Below are 17,485 nucleotides of genomic sequence, written 5' to 3' on the forward strand. Positions count from 1 at the left end.
GTAAATTGCATACAATGAAATTGAGTTTGTCACATACGCCAGAGAGCTCACTGACGAGGTCAAACGGGCACGGCCGGAATGAGATTTTTATTGATTCGAGGGTAGCGTTTCAGCCCGTTAACAAGCGCTTCTGGCAATACAAGCCCACTTTTTTATAACGCAGTGTTGCATCGCTTTTGAGTCATGACGAGCAACTATAATGGGATACGCCGCCGATATCACAGAGCTCCGGTGGCCTAAGTCGATAATATTTTTCCTCGATCTCTTCCGATTGTTCGGCATAGGGTTGCGCTATCACGTCCTGTAACTCACGGAGGAGTGAGTATTCTCCATCAGCTGCTTGCTTATAAGCAGAAACGACGTGCCACTCTCGCAAAATATATTTCGGATTGACCTGTTTCATCTGACTGGAAATCGTTTTACGAGACCGGGGCCCTGAATGATTTGTGCCGATTTTGTCATTGATGCCTAGACACGTTTTCCATTTTAAAAGCCACTCTGACCAATGTGAGTCAATTACTTGGGCGTTTGGGAACGGAGAGTCTAAGTCACTTTCTGAAGGATTCAGTTCACCATAAAAGCTTTTTTTGAGTGGACCAACATCGTCAGGCAACAGAGAGAGCTCACGAAAGAAAATGGTGTAATCTACCGGTGTTAAGGCCATCAGGCTTACGAGCTCGCTGACCAATGCCTCGTTATAGCGTTCAAGTCCCAGTTTGGCAGCCCACATCTTTTCTAATTGCGTTTGCATGACCTCAGAAAACCCCCTTCGAATTTCTTCAAGCTCTGATATATAACGCTGATCGGTCTTAAGCAAAGGCTGCAATGCTTTACAAAACATGGCGAAGTTACGCTCTGCCGCCGCTGGTTGGTTTAGGAAGGAGAAATGGCGTCCGCCACCGGTCCATGGCTGGTATTGAGGATCAAACATTTCACAGAATCCATAAGGACCGTAGTCAAGTGTGAAACCTCCGGCAGCGCAGTTATCACTGTTGAAATTGCCTTGGCAATAACCTACACGTATCCAGTCAGCGATAAGAGACGTAAGACGACCACGAAACGCCTTTGCAAGCAAAATGACTTTTGTTTCGATTTTAAGGTTTTGATCAATAACATGAGAATATTCTCGATCAATCAAGTGCGACACAATCTTCTCGAGTTCATCCATCGCGTGCTCGTGAGCATTGTTGATAACGCGACGGCCAAATAGCTCGAGTTGACCCACTCGTATAAATGAGGGGGCGACCCGCGTCGAGATGGCAACGGGTTCAGTGATAAGAATGTTGGGTTCAGTTGAAGTCGATCCATCCGAATACCAGGGCCGCTGGACCTGCTCGGTTTTTGAGGCATACAAGCTTAGCGAACGTGATGTGGGTACCCCGAGCGCGTACATGTGCTCTTGAGCAAGAAACTCTCTGATGCTGGATCGTAAAACGGCTCGACCATCCGCACCTCGGCAGTAGGGGGTTCGACCGCCACCTTTTAACTGCATTTCCCATCGACGGTCCCTGATAACGGCTTCCAATACTGAGATTGCCCGACCATCACCGTATCCGTTGCCGGTTTGGAACGGACACTGTTGATTGTATTCTGTACCGTAAATGGAAAGGGCATAACCACAAGCCCAACCGACTTTGCGAATAGGCGCGGGAACAAAACGTAGATCGCCGGAAAACATCTGAACGAAGTCTTTCGAGTTCGCCATGCTGTCTGCGAACCCAAGTTCATGGAAAAAGGTTTTACTATGTGTAACGTAAACAGGGTTTTGGATTGGCGTTGGTTTTACCGGGACATAATGTCCTGTGAATACTTGTCGCGGAGAGTGATCGTCTCCATTCAAAGTCCCGTCAGGATCGCTGTTAAGTGAATCCATAAACGAATAACTTGTCATTTTTGCAAGGTCTTCGAGAGTAGCGATCTTGGAAGACATACTCTCGGGGGCTTGTTTCATCATTGGTGTTCCTGGTGACTTGCATATTGCGGTAATCCCCACACAGAGATATCGATTCTAACCGATAATCGAGCAGCAACTTTGTTTATGAGTTGCGTGTTATTGCAGTTTTTGGATTTCTTGCTTAAGTTGCTCGGCTTCAGTTGTCAGGGTTGAAAAGCTACGAATATCTCCATTTCTTTGGGCATGCATTGCTTGCTCCAGCTTTTTTGCATGGGCTTTTTTCAATTTTTTTATTGGATCTGATTTGAATAATGAAAACATGGAGATGAGCCTTTATCAATGTAATTAACGATGAAATGCCGTAATCATTAGATCTGACTATAAAGGCTTGAGACTAGTTTCATTAGTTTATATTTTACGCTTCAAACAAAAACATCAAAACGGAGATCCGATTGAAAATGATTAGATTGATTCAGTTTTATGACGTCAATCAACGTGATAGTGATCGTTCATGTAAGAAGTCTGGAAAAAAGCCTCAACACAGTGAAGGCATTGAGGCTTTGATATTCCTAATGATGTTCGATGCTAGAATCGAACCGACCGCAAAGCCCAGGGATTTTAAGTACAACTTGCGAGCAAAGCTATTCAGAACCGAACGACTCTAAATAAGCATACAATTCGTCCTTGATTTTCAGTTTCTGTTTTTTCATCAGCTCAATCTCATCATGGCCTACGTGCACAATCTGTGCTTCCATGTTTTTAATTTTCTGATCGAGTTCGTTGTGCTTTTCAAACAACTGCATGAAATGGTGATCCTTGTTCTTAAGTTTGGTGATCAGTTCACGATGTTCGGGAAACATGTTTATCTCCTTTCAATGTACGGTTATTCGTTTTAAGAAATCGTTGATTGGTCAGTGCTCAGAAAGTCCTAAGTGACATATTAACGCCTCTTATTAGTTTAGTAACCAAATAACGTTGGGCATAGTTCCTATGCTTCCCCGAGTTACCAGCGCTCGAGCAATAACGATTATTGCGAAAAAAACTGCAAAGTCTTGGCCTGATGGCACTAGAACACTATCCTAGTGGGGACGACTTGCAGGATGCACAGCATCTGAATGATTGGCTGGCAGAGCAGATCCGCCAATACTCCGAACAATATCTTTGGCTTCACCACGGATTCAAAACCCAACCCATTGGTCGAGGCTTTTGTATTAATCGCCCAGAGCATCTGCCTAATCAATATGACGTTTTCTGTCATATAACCGACATCAAAATTACACACTTTCAACTTATGCTAATAACCAGTAAATCATCCTAGGCGTTAACCATTGCCTTGATGAACAGACAACGTAATTTGAGAGGCAAACATCTAATGAACGCATCTGATTCTGGTAACACGATTATCTGGCGGTTGACTGATGGTAAGCCAGGCCATGAAAACCAGTCGTTGGGACTGGCTCGCGCATTACAACGTATCCGTCGCTGTCAGGTGATTGATATTCCGGTTTCCGGGAAATTAAAGCCGTTTGCACAATGGTTATCTGGAATATGGCCAGAGGGAATGGGTTTGCCCACGCCCGATTTGATTCTAGGTGCTGGTCATCGGACACATTTACCCATATTGGCAGCAAGACGTGCTTTTGGTGGTAAAGCCATATTAATGATGCAACCCAGTTTGCCGGTCGGTTTATTTGATCTGTGCCTGATCCCAGAACATGACCGATATCAAGGTGGTGGTCGTTATCTGCAAACCCGTGGCGTGTTAAACCCGTTACAGGCCATAGGAGACCATCGCGCCGAAGAGTCACTGATTATGCTCGGTGGTCCATCCAAACATTGTGGTTGGGATAATCAGAAACTGATGCAAAATATCACTAAATTGCTGGCTGATAATCCGACGATTCATTACACGTTGACCACATCTCGGCGCACGCCAGCGGAGTCATTGCAATCAGCGCAATTAATTGATGCACCCAATTTACAGGTGGTGCCATTTCAGAACACGGCACCGGGCTGGGTTGCCAATCAAATGGCCAATGTCGGCAGTGCCTGGATCAGCGAAGATTCCGTCTCTATGGTTTATGAAGCGTTAACTGCAAGGCTTGCGGTCGGCACTTTGCCGGTGCCGATTAAACGTCAAAACCGGGTCAGTAACGGCTTACAACAATTATTAGCAGAGGGTATGGTTGTTCGCTTTGACGATCATCAGGCATATCAACGAACTTTGCATCCAGTCAGCGGTTTTATTGAAGCCGATCGCTGCGCAGAATGGATTGAAGCAAACTGGTTGTCGCAAACAGATCTCGGTCATATTGCCATTGACAGTATTTAGTGTTTTTGATTTATTTTGTCCAAACTTAGTGTAGTTCAGGTATTACCCGCGCTGGCGTCTGGCGGCGTTGAGCGGGGTACCTTGGAAGTTGGCCAGTTTCTAAGTCAACAAGGCCACCGATCGATGGTTATTTCTGGTGGTGGCCGTCTGGTCAAAACATTGACTGAACAAGGCAGCGAACATATTCAATGGCCGATTGGCCATAAATCGCTGCTGACCTTAAGGCTTATTCCCAAACTTCGGCGATTTTTACTCAGCCAACAAATTGATATTGTCCACGCTCGCTCCCGGCTACCGGCCTGGATTTGCTATCTGACCCTGAAAACCATACCGCGCGCGCAGCGACCGCATTTTGTTACTACCGTTCATGGCCCGTATTCGGTCAATGCATACAGCGCTATCATGACTAAAGGCGAAAAAGTCATCGTTATTTCAGAGATGATCCGTGATTACGTGCTGCGTCATTACCGAGTGAATTCTGAGCGATTGCAGCTAAATTATAGGGGAGTTAATGCCGCAGAGTTTTCTTGCGCATATCAACCGGATGCCACTTGGCTGGCCAGGTGGTATCAACAGTTTCCGCAAACCCGGAACAAATTGCTGTTATGTTTACCGGCGCGCATTACCCGCTGGAAAGGTCAGCAGGATTTTATTGAACTGATTGCCACGCTCAGTCAACGTCATGTCAATGTGCATGGTCTGATTGTAGGTGAGACCAAGCCCGGCAAAACGCGTTATTTACAGGAGTTAACTGCTCTGGCCAGTGAGCTGAGCGTAGAATCGCTGATAACCTTTACCGGCCATCGCAGCGATCTTCGAGATATTATGGCGACATCTCATATCGTATTTTCTTTGTCTACGGAACCGGAAGCCTTTGGTCGTATTCCGATCGAAGCCATCAGTTTGGGCAAACCCGTCATTGCCTATGATCATGGTGGCGTGTCAGAACAACTTAACATCATGTTGCCTGATGGGCTGATAGCGGTGGGGGATAAAAGTGCTGTGGCTGACAAATGTTTACAGTGGCTAGAGAGCTTGCCAGCGGTGCCAACAAACCATCCTTTTACCCTGCAGCGAATGTTGGAAAACACATTAACTGTTTACCAGTCCGTGATGGTGCGGCCAAAATAATCATGAAAATTGCCCAGGTACTTTCCAGTCAAGGCAACGGCGGTCTGGAAAAACATGTTCGTGAACTTAGTATTGCGATTCATGAGCGCGGCCATGACATAACCGTCATTGCCGATCCATTGTTTAATAACACTTTGCCATCACAGATCAAAACTATTGCCATACCATGTCATTTGAGCCGTCATGATCCGCGATTGTTGTGGAGACTTGGTCGTGCTTTACGTATTGGCCAGTATGATATTACTCATGCGCAGGCCAATAAAGCGGCGATAATGCTCAACACGTTGCGGCCTATTTATTCCGGCCGGCGGGTTGCAACACTGCATAACATCAAACGCCAACTAAAAGCTTTCAAGCATTTTGATCAAGTCATTACCGTCAGCAAACAACTTGCACTTCCATTTGCTGCCGATAAAGTAACGGTTGTTTATAACGGTACTGAGTTACCATCATCAGCCCTTCTTGCCAGCAAAAATCATACACCTGCAACACTCCTAGCAGTGGGTAGGTTAGTCAAAGCGAAAGGCTTTGATGTACTGATAAAGGCCGTTGCTGATCTCCCAGTGACTTTGTTGATCGCTGGTGACGGTCCGGATAAAACCAAATTGCAGTCACTGATTGACAATAATGCCACAGCCGCGAATATCCAATTATTGGGTACGCGTCAGGATGTTTTTCAGCTAATGCAACAAGCTGATGGGCTGATTATAGCTTCTCGGCGGGAAGGCTTTTCCTACGTGCTCAACGAAGCACTGCTATCTCACTGTCCGGTGTTAGCAACCAATGTACCAGTGGCCAATGAAGTATTACCTGATGGATTAATTGTTCCTATCGACAATCCGTTGGCGTTGCAAGAACGTTTGCAAACCCTGTTAGCGGAACGGGATGCTTGGTCAGCATTAATGCAAAAGCCCTATGAATTTGCTAGGCAACAAATGACTTTAACAGCCATGACACAGCAAACACTTTCGGTGTATGAAAAACTGATATCAGCATGAGCGAAACACATATTCTTTTGATAAAACATGGTGCTTTCGGCGATTTGTTACAGGCAGACGGTGTACTGCGCGATATTCGAACTTTCTATCATCATGCCCGAATCACTTTACTGACCGCTCCAGCTTATAAATCGCTGATGCAACGCAATCCGTACATTGATTCAGTGATCAGCGATAATCGCCTGCCTTTATGGCATATTCAAGCGTTTCTGGGGCTCAGAAAAACCTTAATTAACGCCGACATTAATCAGGTCATTGATTTACAAAACTCTCAGCGCAGTCGACTCTATCGTATGCTGTTATTGCCGAAATTACCTTGGTTGCAACGCACTGCAAAAACGGCTTCTGTCAGTGGTTTACAGGGGCTGATTGACTTATTAGAACAGGCGGGTATCCCCGCTGAATATGCCCGGCAGGCTGATTTAACCTGGATGGCTGAGGATATGCACAACTGGCTGATTACGCAGAAAATTAAACCCGGCTTTATTTTACTCTTGCCTGGATGTTCGGCCAGACGTTCTGAAAAACGCTGGCCGTTTTATCCACAACTTGCAGAGACGTTAACGGCAAAAGGCAAAAATGTGCTGACCATTCTTGGTCCGGATGAAGGTTCGTTAGCACCACAATTTTCTGGCACCGTTTTAACGGATCTGAGTTGGTTTCAACTGGCCGGCGTCATTAAGCAGGCATGTTTTGTTATTGGCAATGACTCTGGTCCCAGCCATTTGGCAGCACACATTGGTCAGGCCGGCATGGCGATTTTTGGGCCACAAAGTTGCCCGCAACGAGCCGAAATTACCCGCGAACAGTTTAAACCTTTTAGCAGCAGTGACTTATCAACGCTTCGCGTCGATACTGTTATCGATTATTTAAGTGAGCGTGGCGTCATCGTCGTTTGATTTATCGTCTGTTGGTAGTTAGCCATCAGCAGCGCCCAGCCAACGCCCAGCCAAACTAGCGCTGCCACCCAATTATTCAAAATACTTATGCCGCCAATTAATGGCCAGAAGCTGAGTAATAAAATCGTTGCACTGATTGTCATTAACAGCCAGCTTTTTCCCTGCCAGAGCGGAACCAATGCCTGATGAAAAATACTTGATACCAATAGGCTGAACAACCCCACACCAACCAGTCCAGTTTCAGCGCCAATTTGTAAATAAAGATTATGCGGATGACTGCAAGCCATCGGGAAATTTGTTAATACGCCCAATTCATTACAGACCGACTTGTAACTGTGTAGGCCGCTGCCCAACCATGGATAATGCTGCCAGACTTCAATTGCCCCGCGAAACACTTGACCATAATCTGATTCGCGAAAATTTTGTAATTTATCAATGCTGCTGAATATCATCCGTTGGGCAGTCTCCGGCAGCCACATTGACAAGGCGAGGAGCAATATTGCCAACGACAAACCACCCAGCATGATCAGCCTACGGTTAAGCGGATATTGCAGCGCTAAACCAAACAACACCAGCAAACTCGCTGTAAGACACAAAATAAACGCCATGCGCTCGCCAGTGGTAAAAATGAGCAATAAAAAAGCTATTAAAATAGCGGCGATATACAGGGTTTGCCGAGCAACTGATTGCAAGCAAGCAAATAATGTAACCGCAAACAATAAGATAAATTCCACCCTCACCATCATGATGCCGACCACCGGATTACGAAATGGTCCGGTCAGGCGATTTTCTGGTGCGGCCTGAATGCCAAACCAGTCAACACCGGTGATATATTGCCAGCCGGTATCAAGGCCAATAAATAGTGATGTTAACAACAGCGCGATAAGAAAATGTTTTTGCTGATCCCGGCCCAGCAAAAGCCAGTAACATAAAGCTGCAGCAAATAACGGCCAGCGCATAAACGTTATCGCATAGAGCAGGCTATCCGCTGAGTCAACACTGAACGGCACATTTAACAACAGTAAATATGCCCAAAATAACAAACTAAATCGAAACCAAGACTGCTTGGTCCACTGCCAGTTTTGCTGTTGAAATGACCAAATCAGAAACAAAATACCAGTCAGCAGCACCGTAATGTCTGCAATCACTCGGGAAAATAACAATAATGCCGGTAATAACCATGGCATAACTGATTGTGGATATTGAAGCCAGCTGCTAGTGCTATCAGTTTTCATCAAAGTCATTCAGCATATGCATAATAATTTTTCAAGTTAACGCATTTTTACGACAGTTTCATGAACGGGTTTTACCCTTCATCGAACCCGAACCCGAACCCGAACCCGAATCACATCATGGATATGATATTCCGAAGACTAAAAGTGGATTTACACAATTTAACGGATGCTTTTCCTTAAATATTGAATTGTCACAATTCTGCTATATAGAAATCAGCTATTCAGGGACTGTTCCGGGTGTTTTAGACAACATCCAAACTGATCCAAGAAAGCCATCAGGCATAAAAAAGCGACTAGTTGAAAGCCGGCTAACTGCCTAATTTTAGTGGTGGGCCCATCAGGAGTTGAATCTGAGCCCTGGTATTATGAGTCGTCGTAACCAGAATTCCACCCAACAAAAAAGCCCCGACGCTTTTCAGCATTGAGGCTTTTCATATTCCTAATGGTGCCCAGGGCCGGAATCGAACCGGCACGACCGCAAAGTCGAGGGATTTTAAGTCGCATATCAAAATTTTACACTTAATAAAAACAATGAGTTAGGGTTGCTTTTCAGAGTAAATACAGTCTCAGTAAGTATAAATCATGACTTGCCCGGCTTAATCAAGTCACAAAAATTACACGTTTAGATTGAACTTAACTAGCCCTACTCAAGCCAGTATGGGTATGTCCTCATGCTCTAGTAACTTCGTATTGCTGCGAAATCAAATGGCTTTTATTATAACAATGAGAGTTAGTCGTAAGGTCGAGAATGTTCGATGAATTTCCTTAGTGGGCATCATGCTCCCATGCCTGCAACTGGAGCAGTGATAGTTGGTCGATAAGTGAAAATGCGAAAGTATGCATGGTTGACAGCACAAATGATGGTTTTAAAGCCTAAACGGGATAACAGCTTATGGCTTACTTCTTCACCATGATTCTGAGTAGCGACCTACTTAGTTATTTCTGAACTCAAGCTATTAGCAACTGTTTCAAGCATTTCGATGAGCTTATAATATTCGGTAGATGTTAAAGCACTCTGATTTGTAACTCGCTGTTCTACCATAGTTAGCAAGGGGTGGAGCTGTCTTGCCTTATCTGTTAGTGTGAGTAAAACAACTCGCTCGTCTTTAGCGCAACGAGACTTGATAACGAGTCCTGCATTCTGAAGGCGTTTAATAAGCGGTGAAAGGGTACCTGAATCTAGTTTTAACCTAGTCATCACTTCTTTAAGAGGGATATGCTCTCTTTCCCAGAGCACTGATAAAACAAGGTACTGCGTATATGTAAGGTGATACTGGTCAAGAAGCGCGCTATAAAAACGCCTAATTTCATTAACAGCTTTGTAGAGTGACAAGCACAGCCGCTTATCCATTCCTTGGCTTTTAAATCTACTTATTTGCAAACTCGCTGTGCTGGGGTTGTGAACATTTATTACACATAAAAATTCTTAAATTATTTATTATTCAACTGAATCTTTGCTTCACAAGTCTCTCAACTTGTCAACCATTGCGGGTGATATTTACCCCGATTGATTTTTTGCAAGCTTTATTGCTGGTCGCTTCCGCTTCAGGGTCTTAAAAAAGCAACTGATAGATCAAGGATCACCTTTAATTGAGGGGTATATGCGTGAATGCCATCATCAATGATCCTCTGTGAACCCCTAAGTCGGAATAGCGCAGACATATGAATGGCTGACATGCTATGTATGCTATACGAATGATTGATCTCTTCTCTTGCAGCATTGAGGATTCATTGCTAGCACCATCAATTTAGGTCGCTATAAAAACAAAAAGACTCTGCTTTGCTGAGGGTGTGCAAAGTAATCTGTTAGTCAACTGTGAGGCTGTCCTCTATTTACTTTTAGTAAGTGATGAAGTATTGAGCGAGGCGTGTTGAATATGGTTTGTTTATCTACCATTTTTTTGGTCCTTGTATAGATGGCAACGCCATGAAGGCAGGTTTTGCCAATAGAAAGCCCTGAAAACGTTTAATACCGGCAGCAAACAACCAGTTGAGATCTTCTTTGGTTTCCACACCCTCTGCGATGATGCTGATACCAAGACGCTTAGCGCAATAGATAATAGAGTCAATAATAGCCTCTCGCGGTCCACTTTGTGACGCGCCATGCACAATGCCCCGGTCTATTTTGATTATGTGCGGTTGCAGTTCAACCAGGATGGAAAGGCCAGCATAACCACTACCAAAATCATCAATGGCCAAGAGAAAGCCATGTGCTTTGATTTCATTGGCAATCTTGCTAATGTGCTCTAGGTTTTCGATGGCTTCCTGTTCGGTGAGCTCGATAATGATATTGCTGCGTTCAATCTTGAACTCATCGGCAAGTTGTGCCAGTTCTTCAACTACGTCTGGATACTCCAGTAGTGTGCCAGGAAGGAGGTTCAGGCTCAGACCACTGTCGGTATCAAACTGTCGAAATGCTTTCAGTGCATCGAGCTTTGATTGGGCATCGAGTTTGTGAAGACTGCTATCATCAAGTCCATCAAAAATTGACATTGGAGATTCGCCATCAGGACCTCTAATCAGGGCCTCAACCCATATGACCTCACGCTGCATGACATCGATAATCGGCTGAAAGGCAAATTTTTGCTCTACCTCAAAAGTGGGAGCCAGTCTCTGATGCAGGTATCGTCCGCCCTCAAAAGGGATAACAGATTCAGTGAGTCCGTCTGAGCCAGACCAGTCGCCGTCCCTGAATGCATTGGCAATTAACATAGAGCGTGTTTCAATTTCGAGCTGTTGTCGCTGGCCGTTTATTCGTTCGTGCATTTCTTCAAAAGTATGTTCGATCTTTGTAAGAGCAAAGCCCTTTTTTTTGATGAGTTCCATTGACCAATTGACATACTCGCGCTTGACGATAGGTTCTTTAATCAGAGTGACTATGCTGGCATGGCGCTGATCAGACTCAATTTTGCCAATCAGCTTGTTCAGGACACTGAAGCGGCCTTCCAGGACCTGCAGAAAATGTGTGCCATCATACAGTAGCACACCGGTGACATTGACTTGCGCATTGTTGTATTGACAGCATTTTAAGAGTTGAGACAGCTCATGCTCACTAAAAGGACGGGTCGCAGTGCTCTTGTAGATTAGCTGGTATAACTGCATCCGATGTGGTACCTATTTGCCTTCGAAGTCAACATCCGCAGGGTTAGGTTGTTTTTCAGCCTGGGCCGACAAGATGTATCAACGAATTTGCTTAAAAAAGACCCTCGCGCGCGAGGGTCAAGACCTAATCCTTTTGGGGCAAAATGAAAATGTGAATTCCAAAAAAATGATATCGATAATTGTAGAATAACACAAGAATGTCAAATTAATGTGTATTAATGTATCAAATAAATGAAACGCAACGGTGGCTACTCAGTCAGATCTTAAACCTGATATTACGTCAGTATCACACCAGTTTAAATCAACTTTCTAACCGACCAAGAGTTTTTTCACATATCCAAATCGAACCGCCATATGAAGTGCTTAAGTAAACTTTGACCTGCGTTGGTGAGCCAGCATTTCATGGCGTATAGTTAAAACATGAGGAGAAAGATACTAATAATCGAGGACGATGAGCACACATCACACCTGCTGACCGAGTTTGTCAGTGGCTATAGCGATGTATTTCATGCTGTAGATGGAAGAGAGGGTATTCAGAAATTTCATTCTCATAAGGCAGATGTCACTTTGCTCGATACTCACTTGCCAGATTTGAGTGGTTTTGATGTTTTCGACCAACTTCAAGCAAATGAAGAAGAGCTCATTATTTTTATTACTGCTGACGAGCCTTCAGAATACTTTATCCAATCCATAAAGAAAGGAGCTAAGTATTTTCTTAGAAAGACCATTGAGAAAGCGATTCTCGATGCAGTTTTAGAGCGAGCACTAGATAATAAGCTAAGAGAAAAGCACAAACTCCAGTTGATTCATGACGCCGAATCGCGTTTCAAAAACAGGAACTAAATGACCTCGCCACGATGATTGCAACAGCCGTTAAAGAGCAAAGTGCAGTCAGTGAGGATATTAACAAAAATATTGTCTGGATTAGTACTGATGCTGAGTCTGTAGCTGGCAGCTCCAACCAGTCCAGTCACAACGCGGAAAATCTGGTGAACCAGTCACACAAGCTCAGTAAATGATCAGACGTTTCAGAGGATGAGCATGGCACTGGATTTAAGCCGGTTTACTTCAACCAAGTCCAGACAACAAACGATAGCATAGTTTTAATAAGCAGTTTTCGCCGGTAGAGTTTGAAAAGTGATTTCATAAACGGCTGATGAGTCTAGTGAATCGGTCGCTATTCAAGCTCTGACATTGAGGTGTCACAAGGATTACAGTTCAGAGTTTTTGATAAACTTGATATTGATCTACTCTATTTGTCCGCTCCCTTGCATGACATTGGTAAAGTCGGCATTCCAGACAGCATCCTTTGTAAACCAGATAAATTACCCCCCTTGAGAGTTTGAGATTATGAAAACTCACACTACACTTGGCTATGAGGCTATTGTCAGGGCTGAGCACGCGCTGGGGGTAGAACTCGACTTTCTCAAGCATGCCAAGGATATTGCACTATCACACCAGGAAAAATGGCATGGCTCAGGTTACCCAGCTGGGCTTTCCGGTCAGCAGATTCCTCTCGCGGCCAGACTGATGGCGCAGGCAGATGTTTACGTCGCCTTGATTTCAAGACGAGTATGCAAGCCACCATCTAGCCATGAGAAAGCGGTTGAAATAATAACCGAGGGCAGAGGAAAGCATTTCGATCCAGTATTGGTCGATATTTTTCTTCAAATTCATGAGAGTTTTAGACAAATTGCTGCTCAACATGCTGATCCCGACAAATAATGCATTTGATTGGAATATAGAGATACTGACTGAGTCCTCGGTAAATATTTAATGAGTCATCCAGTAAGCTTCTGTAACAGCTAAGTTTTAAAAACACTGATATTTTTTATCAGTGTTTTTGTCGTGAGCTTGAGACTTGAGCTCACCGAGGTAACTTCTTTAGCGGCTAAAGAGGTTTCTGATGCCATATCATCAATCACGGTAATGTTGTGATCAATTTCAACACTAACAGCGCTTTGCTGCTCTGCAGCCGTCGCTATCTGATTACTCATATCCTTAATCTCTGAAATCAGATTATCAATTGTCTGCAGTGATGCCCCGGTAGCGGTTGCTTTTTCCATGGTTTCTTCTGATTTTCTTGTGCTCAAATCCATTGATTTGACCGCCTGCCTAGAGCTTGTTTGTAAGCGATGAATCACTTCTGAAATTTGCGCTGTTGATTCTGCTGTTTTGACTGATAGGGAACGCACCTCATTGGCAACGACAGAAAATCCTCGACCGTATTCTCCAGCGTGGGCTGCTTCAATGGAGGCGTTGAGTGCGAGCAGGTTGGTTTGCTCAGTGATTGTATTGATGACAGATAACACTTCGGCAATCTGTTTTGTGCTCTCATCAACCAAGGAAATGGTTTGTGCCGTTTCTGATATTTGTTGCTGCAGGTCGTGAATGATGTCTAATGTGTTGTGCATCAAGGCTAGCCCATGATTAGTTTGATCTGAAGCTTTCTCCGTAAGCAGGTTCGAATTATTCATGTTAGCAGAAACATCACTGATGGTCGCAGTCATCTCATTTATGGCTGAAGCAATCAGCGAAGTTTGTTCTTGTTGTTTTTCAGCGGCAGTGTCTGCTTTTTTGCTGACGGTAGTTGTCTCATCAGTGGAAAGCAGAATGTTATGGCATTCTTTATTTACCATCTTTATCGCGGAGTGCAGCTTGTCAAGGAATTGGTTAAAGTTATCAGCGGACTTGCCAATCTCATCTTTGGTGTCGATGTCAATACGTTTTGTCAAGTCGAGACTCTGGGTCGTGTCCTCAAGAAATGAGGACATTTTGATTGCCGGCAGAGCCAGCCTATTAGAGAACTTTAAGGAGGCTCCTATGCTGATCAGCATAAACCCGAGTAGGAGAGCCAGACCGGTTAACCACATCACACGATTAAGTTGTGAGGAAGGCATGAAAGCTTCAGCCATTCCAATATCTGCAATGAGTATCCATTCAAGTCCCTTAATCGAGAGTGGGGTATAAGCAGATATGACACGTTTGTTGAGATAGTTAGTTGTGTAGGTGTAGCCACTTTCACCTTCTGCTGCCAATTGAGCAGAGGCAGACTTAATCTTTTGTATACCGACAGCTGTGTCTTTCAGCTCCGCCATAAGTCTGTCAGATTCTGAAAGGTTAAGCGCTTGATCAAGATAGCTCGGCAAATTCTCAACCACGAAGCGGCTTTCACTTCGTAGGGTACTGTCTGGTCCGACCAGATAGGTTTCACCAGTGTGACCAAGGCCGACTTCTGACCAGGCATTTCCAAATGTCATCAGTGAGTTGATTTTATCGATTGGCATCTGAAAAATCAGAGCCCCTAGCAGTCGCCCATCGCTCGAAACGGGAGCAGCAATAAAGCCAGCGGCATCTTCATAAGAAGGGAGGTAGGGTGAGAAGTCTGTTACAGTGCTTGCCTGCCTGTCTTGGCTGAGACCAAGTGACATCGCCTGAGTGAATGCCTTGCTAAGGCTTGAGCTTTTGTGCGGCCCGTATTTCAGGTTGGTAGCGAAATCGATCTCCTTGAAAACGCTATAGACCACGAAGCCATTTTTATCGACCAGGAAAACGTCATAAAAGCCGAATTTTTGCTGCAAGTCGCGAAAGTACGGATGGTAGCGCTGATGGGCGATACTATAGGCTGTGTTGTCACTCAACGATGTGAGCTTGTCTTTTTGTCCCAGTTTTTCCTGGTTATCTGCAATAAAAGCATATTGTAGGGCTACACCATTGGCATCAATGTTTTCTGTCAATTTGTCTGTGTCTGCAGGGACCCCATTTTTTTCTAAATAACGCTGATTAAATTCAGTTTCGTAGAATCGCGAAAGACGTGTTTTCACTCCAACGCGGTCGTAAATCCCGGTTTCAGCAGTGTAAATAGAGAATGCATCCGTTAGCTCTGATATTGCCTGCGAGGTGAGTGGAGATTCGGCCAAGTTAGTTAGTTGGTTCTGAATGGTTTGAAAATAGTTCTCTATTTGCTGCTTCTTGACATCCCTCAAAGTAAAGAGCCGTTGCTTGGTGACTTTATCCAATGCTTGATTGGACTCCGTTGTAACAAAATACAAATTTAGTGATAAAGCGATAACCAGTGGGAGCAATGAAATTAACAGGCCTGCCACAAGTATTTTTTGCTTGATGTTCATTTATTAGGATCCATTTTTCCTTCATTAATTTGTTAAGCGACACAATCATGTAAAACTTTAATCACAGTCGTTGCCAAGTTAATAAATAACTGCTAATTCTGCCTAGTAAAATGCAATCTCAATTCTGGGAACTGCTGTGATAACAGCATAAAGTCCTGTGTGCAGGTTGTCTGTTATCGATGGGTGCAATGCCTGATTTACTAAAATAAATTTGCAAATGAATAGCAAATTAGTACCTTAGTACAATAGTAAGTGGAGAAAAAGTGATAAATAATTGGCAGTATGAAGTGCTGGTTCCAGATTTATCGGGAAAAACTTCAGGCTCTAATTCTAAAAAAGGATGACAAAGATGGCTAACGAAATCGGTTTTGTAAAACTCATTACTGGGGTTGTAAACGCGACCGCACCAGATGGAACAACCAGAACGCTTCAGGCGGGCGATAAGGTCTTTGCGAATGAAGTCATTTCGACAGCCAATGGTGCTGCTGTTGAAATTGAGTTCCTTGATGGCAGCGTTATGGATCTGGGCCGTGAATCTCAGGCCATGCTCGACAGCCTTGTCTTTGACCTGGCAGAAGCAGCAGAATCAGAGCAAGAGTCTGTTTTAGATGATGTTGCCGCTATCCAGCAAGCCTTGCTTTCCGGTGACGATCCTACACTAGAGCTTGAGGCAACTGCTGCTGGTGCTGGAACACAAACTGGTAATGAAGGTCACGATGCTGTCTTTGTTGACTATCTCAACCCCACAGCAGAAGTAAATGCAGGGTTCGAGACTGTCGGTGTTAGCTCGACATTTGATCAACCAGAAGAGGACCTAATTGTTCTCAATGAGCCAGTTCCGGAAGTTCTTTCTCCCTCTTTGTCCGTATCTGTCGGGGTGGGGGTGAGTGTTGAAGGTGATCCGCTGCCCAATGACCCGGTCGACGTATTCATTCCAGCGGGTACAGTTCTCCCTGTTGGTGTGAATAGCATAAACATCAATGAACTCACCTCAGAAGATGGTACACATCCGGTCACCTTTTTTATAAGCCTGTCCGAACCAGTAGAAGAGCCGGTTACAATCAGCTACAGGGTTGATCCGGGAACAGCGCTTATCCCAGATGATTATACCGATGGTGACATAGTCGGCACAGTAACAATTCCAGTCGGAAATATTGGTTTCACCGTCACATTAAATATTGTCGAAGATGCTATTCCTGAGGCTAATGAAACTTTCTCAATTATTCTCACCAGTGTTGAAGGGGCAGTACTATCGGCAGATAATACAGCCACAGTGACGATTGTCGACGATGATGTTCTGCTTTCCGGTGACAAGCAACTCGCAGATGAAACAGTGTCTTTAGCGAGTATTTCAGGTGAATTAGAACCTGACTACGGCCCCGGTGACACAGGTACAATTTCACTTACTCTGTCTGGCGGCACTTGGTCAGGCGATGTGACTGGCGATGGAACCAGCTCAATCAGCGCTGATGATGGCAGTTGGTCAATGACTGTGAATGCAGATGGTCGCTACCAATTCACTCAAAAAAGTGCCTTTGATCACCCTGATACAGGCAACAGCAATGAACCTCTCACTTTTGAGTTCACGCTTATAGCGACTGACAGCTCCGGCAATACTAGCAACCCTGTGCCTTTATCAATCACAATTCTGGATGATGGTCCGAGTGTGAACGTGGGCAGTGTTGACCTGACGGGGATCAGCCTGCAAACCGACGATGCAGATATTGCGACTGAAGGTGGCGACACAGACAGTGCGAGCTTTGC

17 protein-coding genes are annotated in these 17,485 nt (G+C 44.5%); 10 read left to right on the forward strand and 7 right to left on the reverse strand.

Annotated elements, in window-relative coordinates; all coding sequences use genetic code 11:
- Nucleotides 1-181 precede the first annotated feature (181 nt).
- From ACTF5U_RS10275 to ACTF5U_RS10285, 3 genes are all read right to left on the reverse strand, one after another.
- Nucleotides 182-1,954 (reverse strand): protein adenylyltransferase SelO, encoded by a 1,773-nt coding sequence (locus ACTF5U_RS10275; RefSeq protein ID WP_438971539.1) that lies wholly within the window; start codon nucleotides 1,952-1,954, stop codon nucleotides 182-184.
- Nucleotides 1,955-2,050: 96 nt separating this feature from the next.
- Entirely contained in the window at nucleotides 2,051-2,215 is a 165-nt protein-coding gene (locus tag ACTF5U_RS10280) for a DUF6435 family protein (protein WP_438971540.1), read from the reverse strand.
- 320 nt (nucleotides 2,216-2,535) lie between these two features.
- Nucleotides 2,536-2,754 carry a YdcH family protein gene (locus ACTF5U_RS10285; RefSeq protein WP_438971541.1) on the reverse strand — a complete coding sequence of 73 codons (219 nt, stop codon included), beginning with the start codon at nucleotides 2,752-2,754 and terminating at the stop codon, nucleotides 2,536-2,538.
- 200 nt (nucleotides 2,755-2,954) lie between these two features.
- On the opposite strand from ACTF5U_RS10285, the gene ACTF5U_RS10290 reads away from it, so the two are divergent.
- The 5 genes from ACTF5U_RS10290 to ACTF5U_RS10310 are packed head-to-tail and all read left to right on the forward strand — an operon-like array spanning nucleotide 2,955 to nucleotide 7,254.
- Nucleotides 2,955-3,212 carry an LpxL/LpxP family acyltransferase gene (locus ACTF5U_RS10290; RefSeq protein WP_438971542.1) on the forward strand — a complete coding sequence of 86 codons (258 nt, stop codon included), beginning with the start codon at nucleotides 2,955-2,957 and terminating at the stop codon, nucleotides 3,210-3,212.
- 54 nt (nucleotides 3,213-3,266) lie between these two features.
- Nucleotides 3,267-4,226, forward strand: a complete 960-nt coding sequence (locus ACTF5U_RS10295) for a mitochondrial fission ELM1 family protein (protein ID WP_438971543.1) — start codon at nucleotides 3,267-3,269, stop codon at nucleotides 4,224-4,226.
- Nucleotides 4,227-4,241: 15 nt separating this feature from the next.
- Nucleotides 4,242-5,357 (forward strand): glycosyltransferase family 4 protein, encoded by a 1,116-nt coding sequence (locus tag ACTF5U_RS10300; protein ID WP_438971544.1) that lies wholly within the window; start codon nucleotides 4,242-4,244, stop codon nucleotides 5,355-5,357.
- A gap of 2 nt (nucleotides 5,358-5,359) precedes the next feature.
- Complete coding sequence (locus ACTF5U_RS10305) at nucleotides 5,360-6,355, forward strand: glycosyltransferase (RefSeq protein ID WP_438971545.1); 996 nt, start codon at nucleotides 5,360-5,362, stop codon at nucleotides 6,353-6,355.
- Nucleotides 6,352-7,254 (forward strand): glycosyltransferase family 9 protein, encoded by a 903-nt coding sequence (locus tag ACTF5U_RS10310; RefSeq protein WP_438971546.1) that lies wholly within the window; start codon nucleotides 6,352-6,354, stop codon nucleotides 7,252-7,254. Before ACTF5U_RS10305 ends, ACTF5U_RS10310 begins: the two co-directional genes overlap by 4 nt.
- Here ACTF5U_RS10310 and ACTF5U_RS10315 read toward each other — a convergent pair.
- The 3 genes from ACTF5U_RS10315 to ACTF5U_RS10325 all read right to left on the reverse strand — a co-directional run bounded on the left by ACTF5U_RS10315 (nucleotide 7,221) and on the right by ACTF5U_RS10325 (nucleotide 11,591).
- Nucleotides 7,221-8,489: an O-antigen ligase family protein gene (locus tag ACTF5U_RS10315; RefSeq protein ID WP_438971547.1), complete on the reverse strand. Its 1,269-nt coding sequence runs from the start codon at nucleotides 8,487-8,489 to the stop codon at nucleotides 7,221-7,223. The genes ACTF5U_RS10310 and ACTF5U_RS10315 overlap by 34 nt on opposite strands.
- A 928-nt stretch (nucleotides 8,490-9,417) precedes the next feature.
- Entirely contained in the window at nucleotides 9,418-9,840 is a 423-nt protein-coding gene (locus ACTF5U_RS10320) for a MarR family winged helix-turn-helix transcriptional regulator (RefSeq protein WP_438971548.1), read from the reverse strand.
- A gap of 539 nt (nucleotides 9,841-10,379) precedes the next feature.
- Entirely contained in the window at nucleotides 10,380-11,591 is a 1,212-nt protein-coding gene (locus tag ACTF5U_RS10325) for a diguanylate phosphodiesterase (RefSeq protein ID WP_438971549.1), read from the reverse strand.
- A 420-nt stretch (nucleotides 11,592-12,011) separates the two neighbouring features.
- On the opposite strand from ACTF5U_RS10325, the gene ACTF5U_RS10330 reads away from it, so the two are divergent.
- The 4 genes from ACTF5U_RS10330 to ACTF5U_RS10345 all read left to right on the forward strand — a co-directional run bounded on the left by ACTF5U_RS10330 (nucleotide 12,012) and on the right by ACTF5U_RS10345 (nucleotide 13,316).
- Entirely contained in the window at nucleotides 12,012-12,434 is a 423-nt protein-coding gene (locus ACTF5U_RS10330; RefSeq protein ID WP_438971550.1) for a response regulator, read from the forward strand.
- 14 nt (nucleotides 12,435-12,448) lie between these two features.
- Nucleotides 12,449-12,610, forward strand: a complete 162-nt coding sequence (locus ACTF5U_RS10335; RefSeq protein ID WP_438971551.1) for a hypothetical protein — start codon at nucleotides 12,449-12,451, stop codon at nucleotides 12,608-12,610.
- 180 nt (nucleotides 12,611-12,790) lie between these two features.
- A complete protein-coding gene (locus ACTF5U_RS10340) occupies nucleotides 12,791-12,937 on the forward strand; it encodes an HD domain-containing protein (RefSeq protein WP_438971552.1) in 147 nt (48 codons plus the stop codon).
- A gap of 4 nt (nucleotides 12,938-12,941) precedes the next feature.
- Nucleotides 12,942-13,316, forward strand: coding sequence for an HD-GYP domain-containing protein (locus ACTF5U_RS10345; protein ID WP_438971553.1), 375 nt, complete (start codon nucleotides 12,942-12,944; stop codon nucleotides 13,314-13,316).
- Nucleotides 13,317-13,396: 80 nt separating this feature from the next.
- On the opposite strand, the gene ACTF5U_RS10350 is transcribed toward ACTF5U_RS10345, so the two are convergent.
- Nucleotides 13,397-15,721, reverse strand: coding sequence for a methyl-accepting chemotaxis protein (locus ACTF5U_RS10350; protein WP_438971554.1), 2,325 nt, complete (start codon nucleotides 15,719-15,721; stop codon nucleotides 13,397-13,399).
- Between the two features lie 349 nt (nucleotides 15,722-16,070).
- On the opposite strand from ACTF5U_RS10350, the gene ACTF5U_RS10355 reads away from it, so the two are divergent.
- On the forward strand, nucleotides 16,071-17,485 hold a 1,415-nt coding region (locus ACTF5U_RS10355; RefSeq protein ID WP_438971555.1), incomplete at its 3' end, for a retention module-containing protein.

This window comes from Methylophaga sp. (genome assembly GCF_965655755.1).
Classification (GTDB): domain Bacteria; phylum Pseudomonadota; class Gammaproteobacteria; order Nitrosococcales; family Methylophagaceae; genus Methylophaga.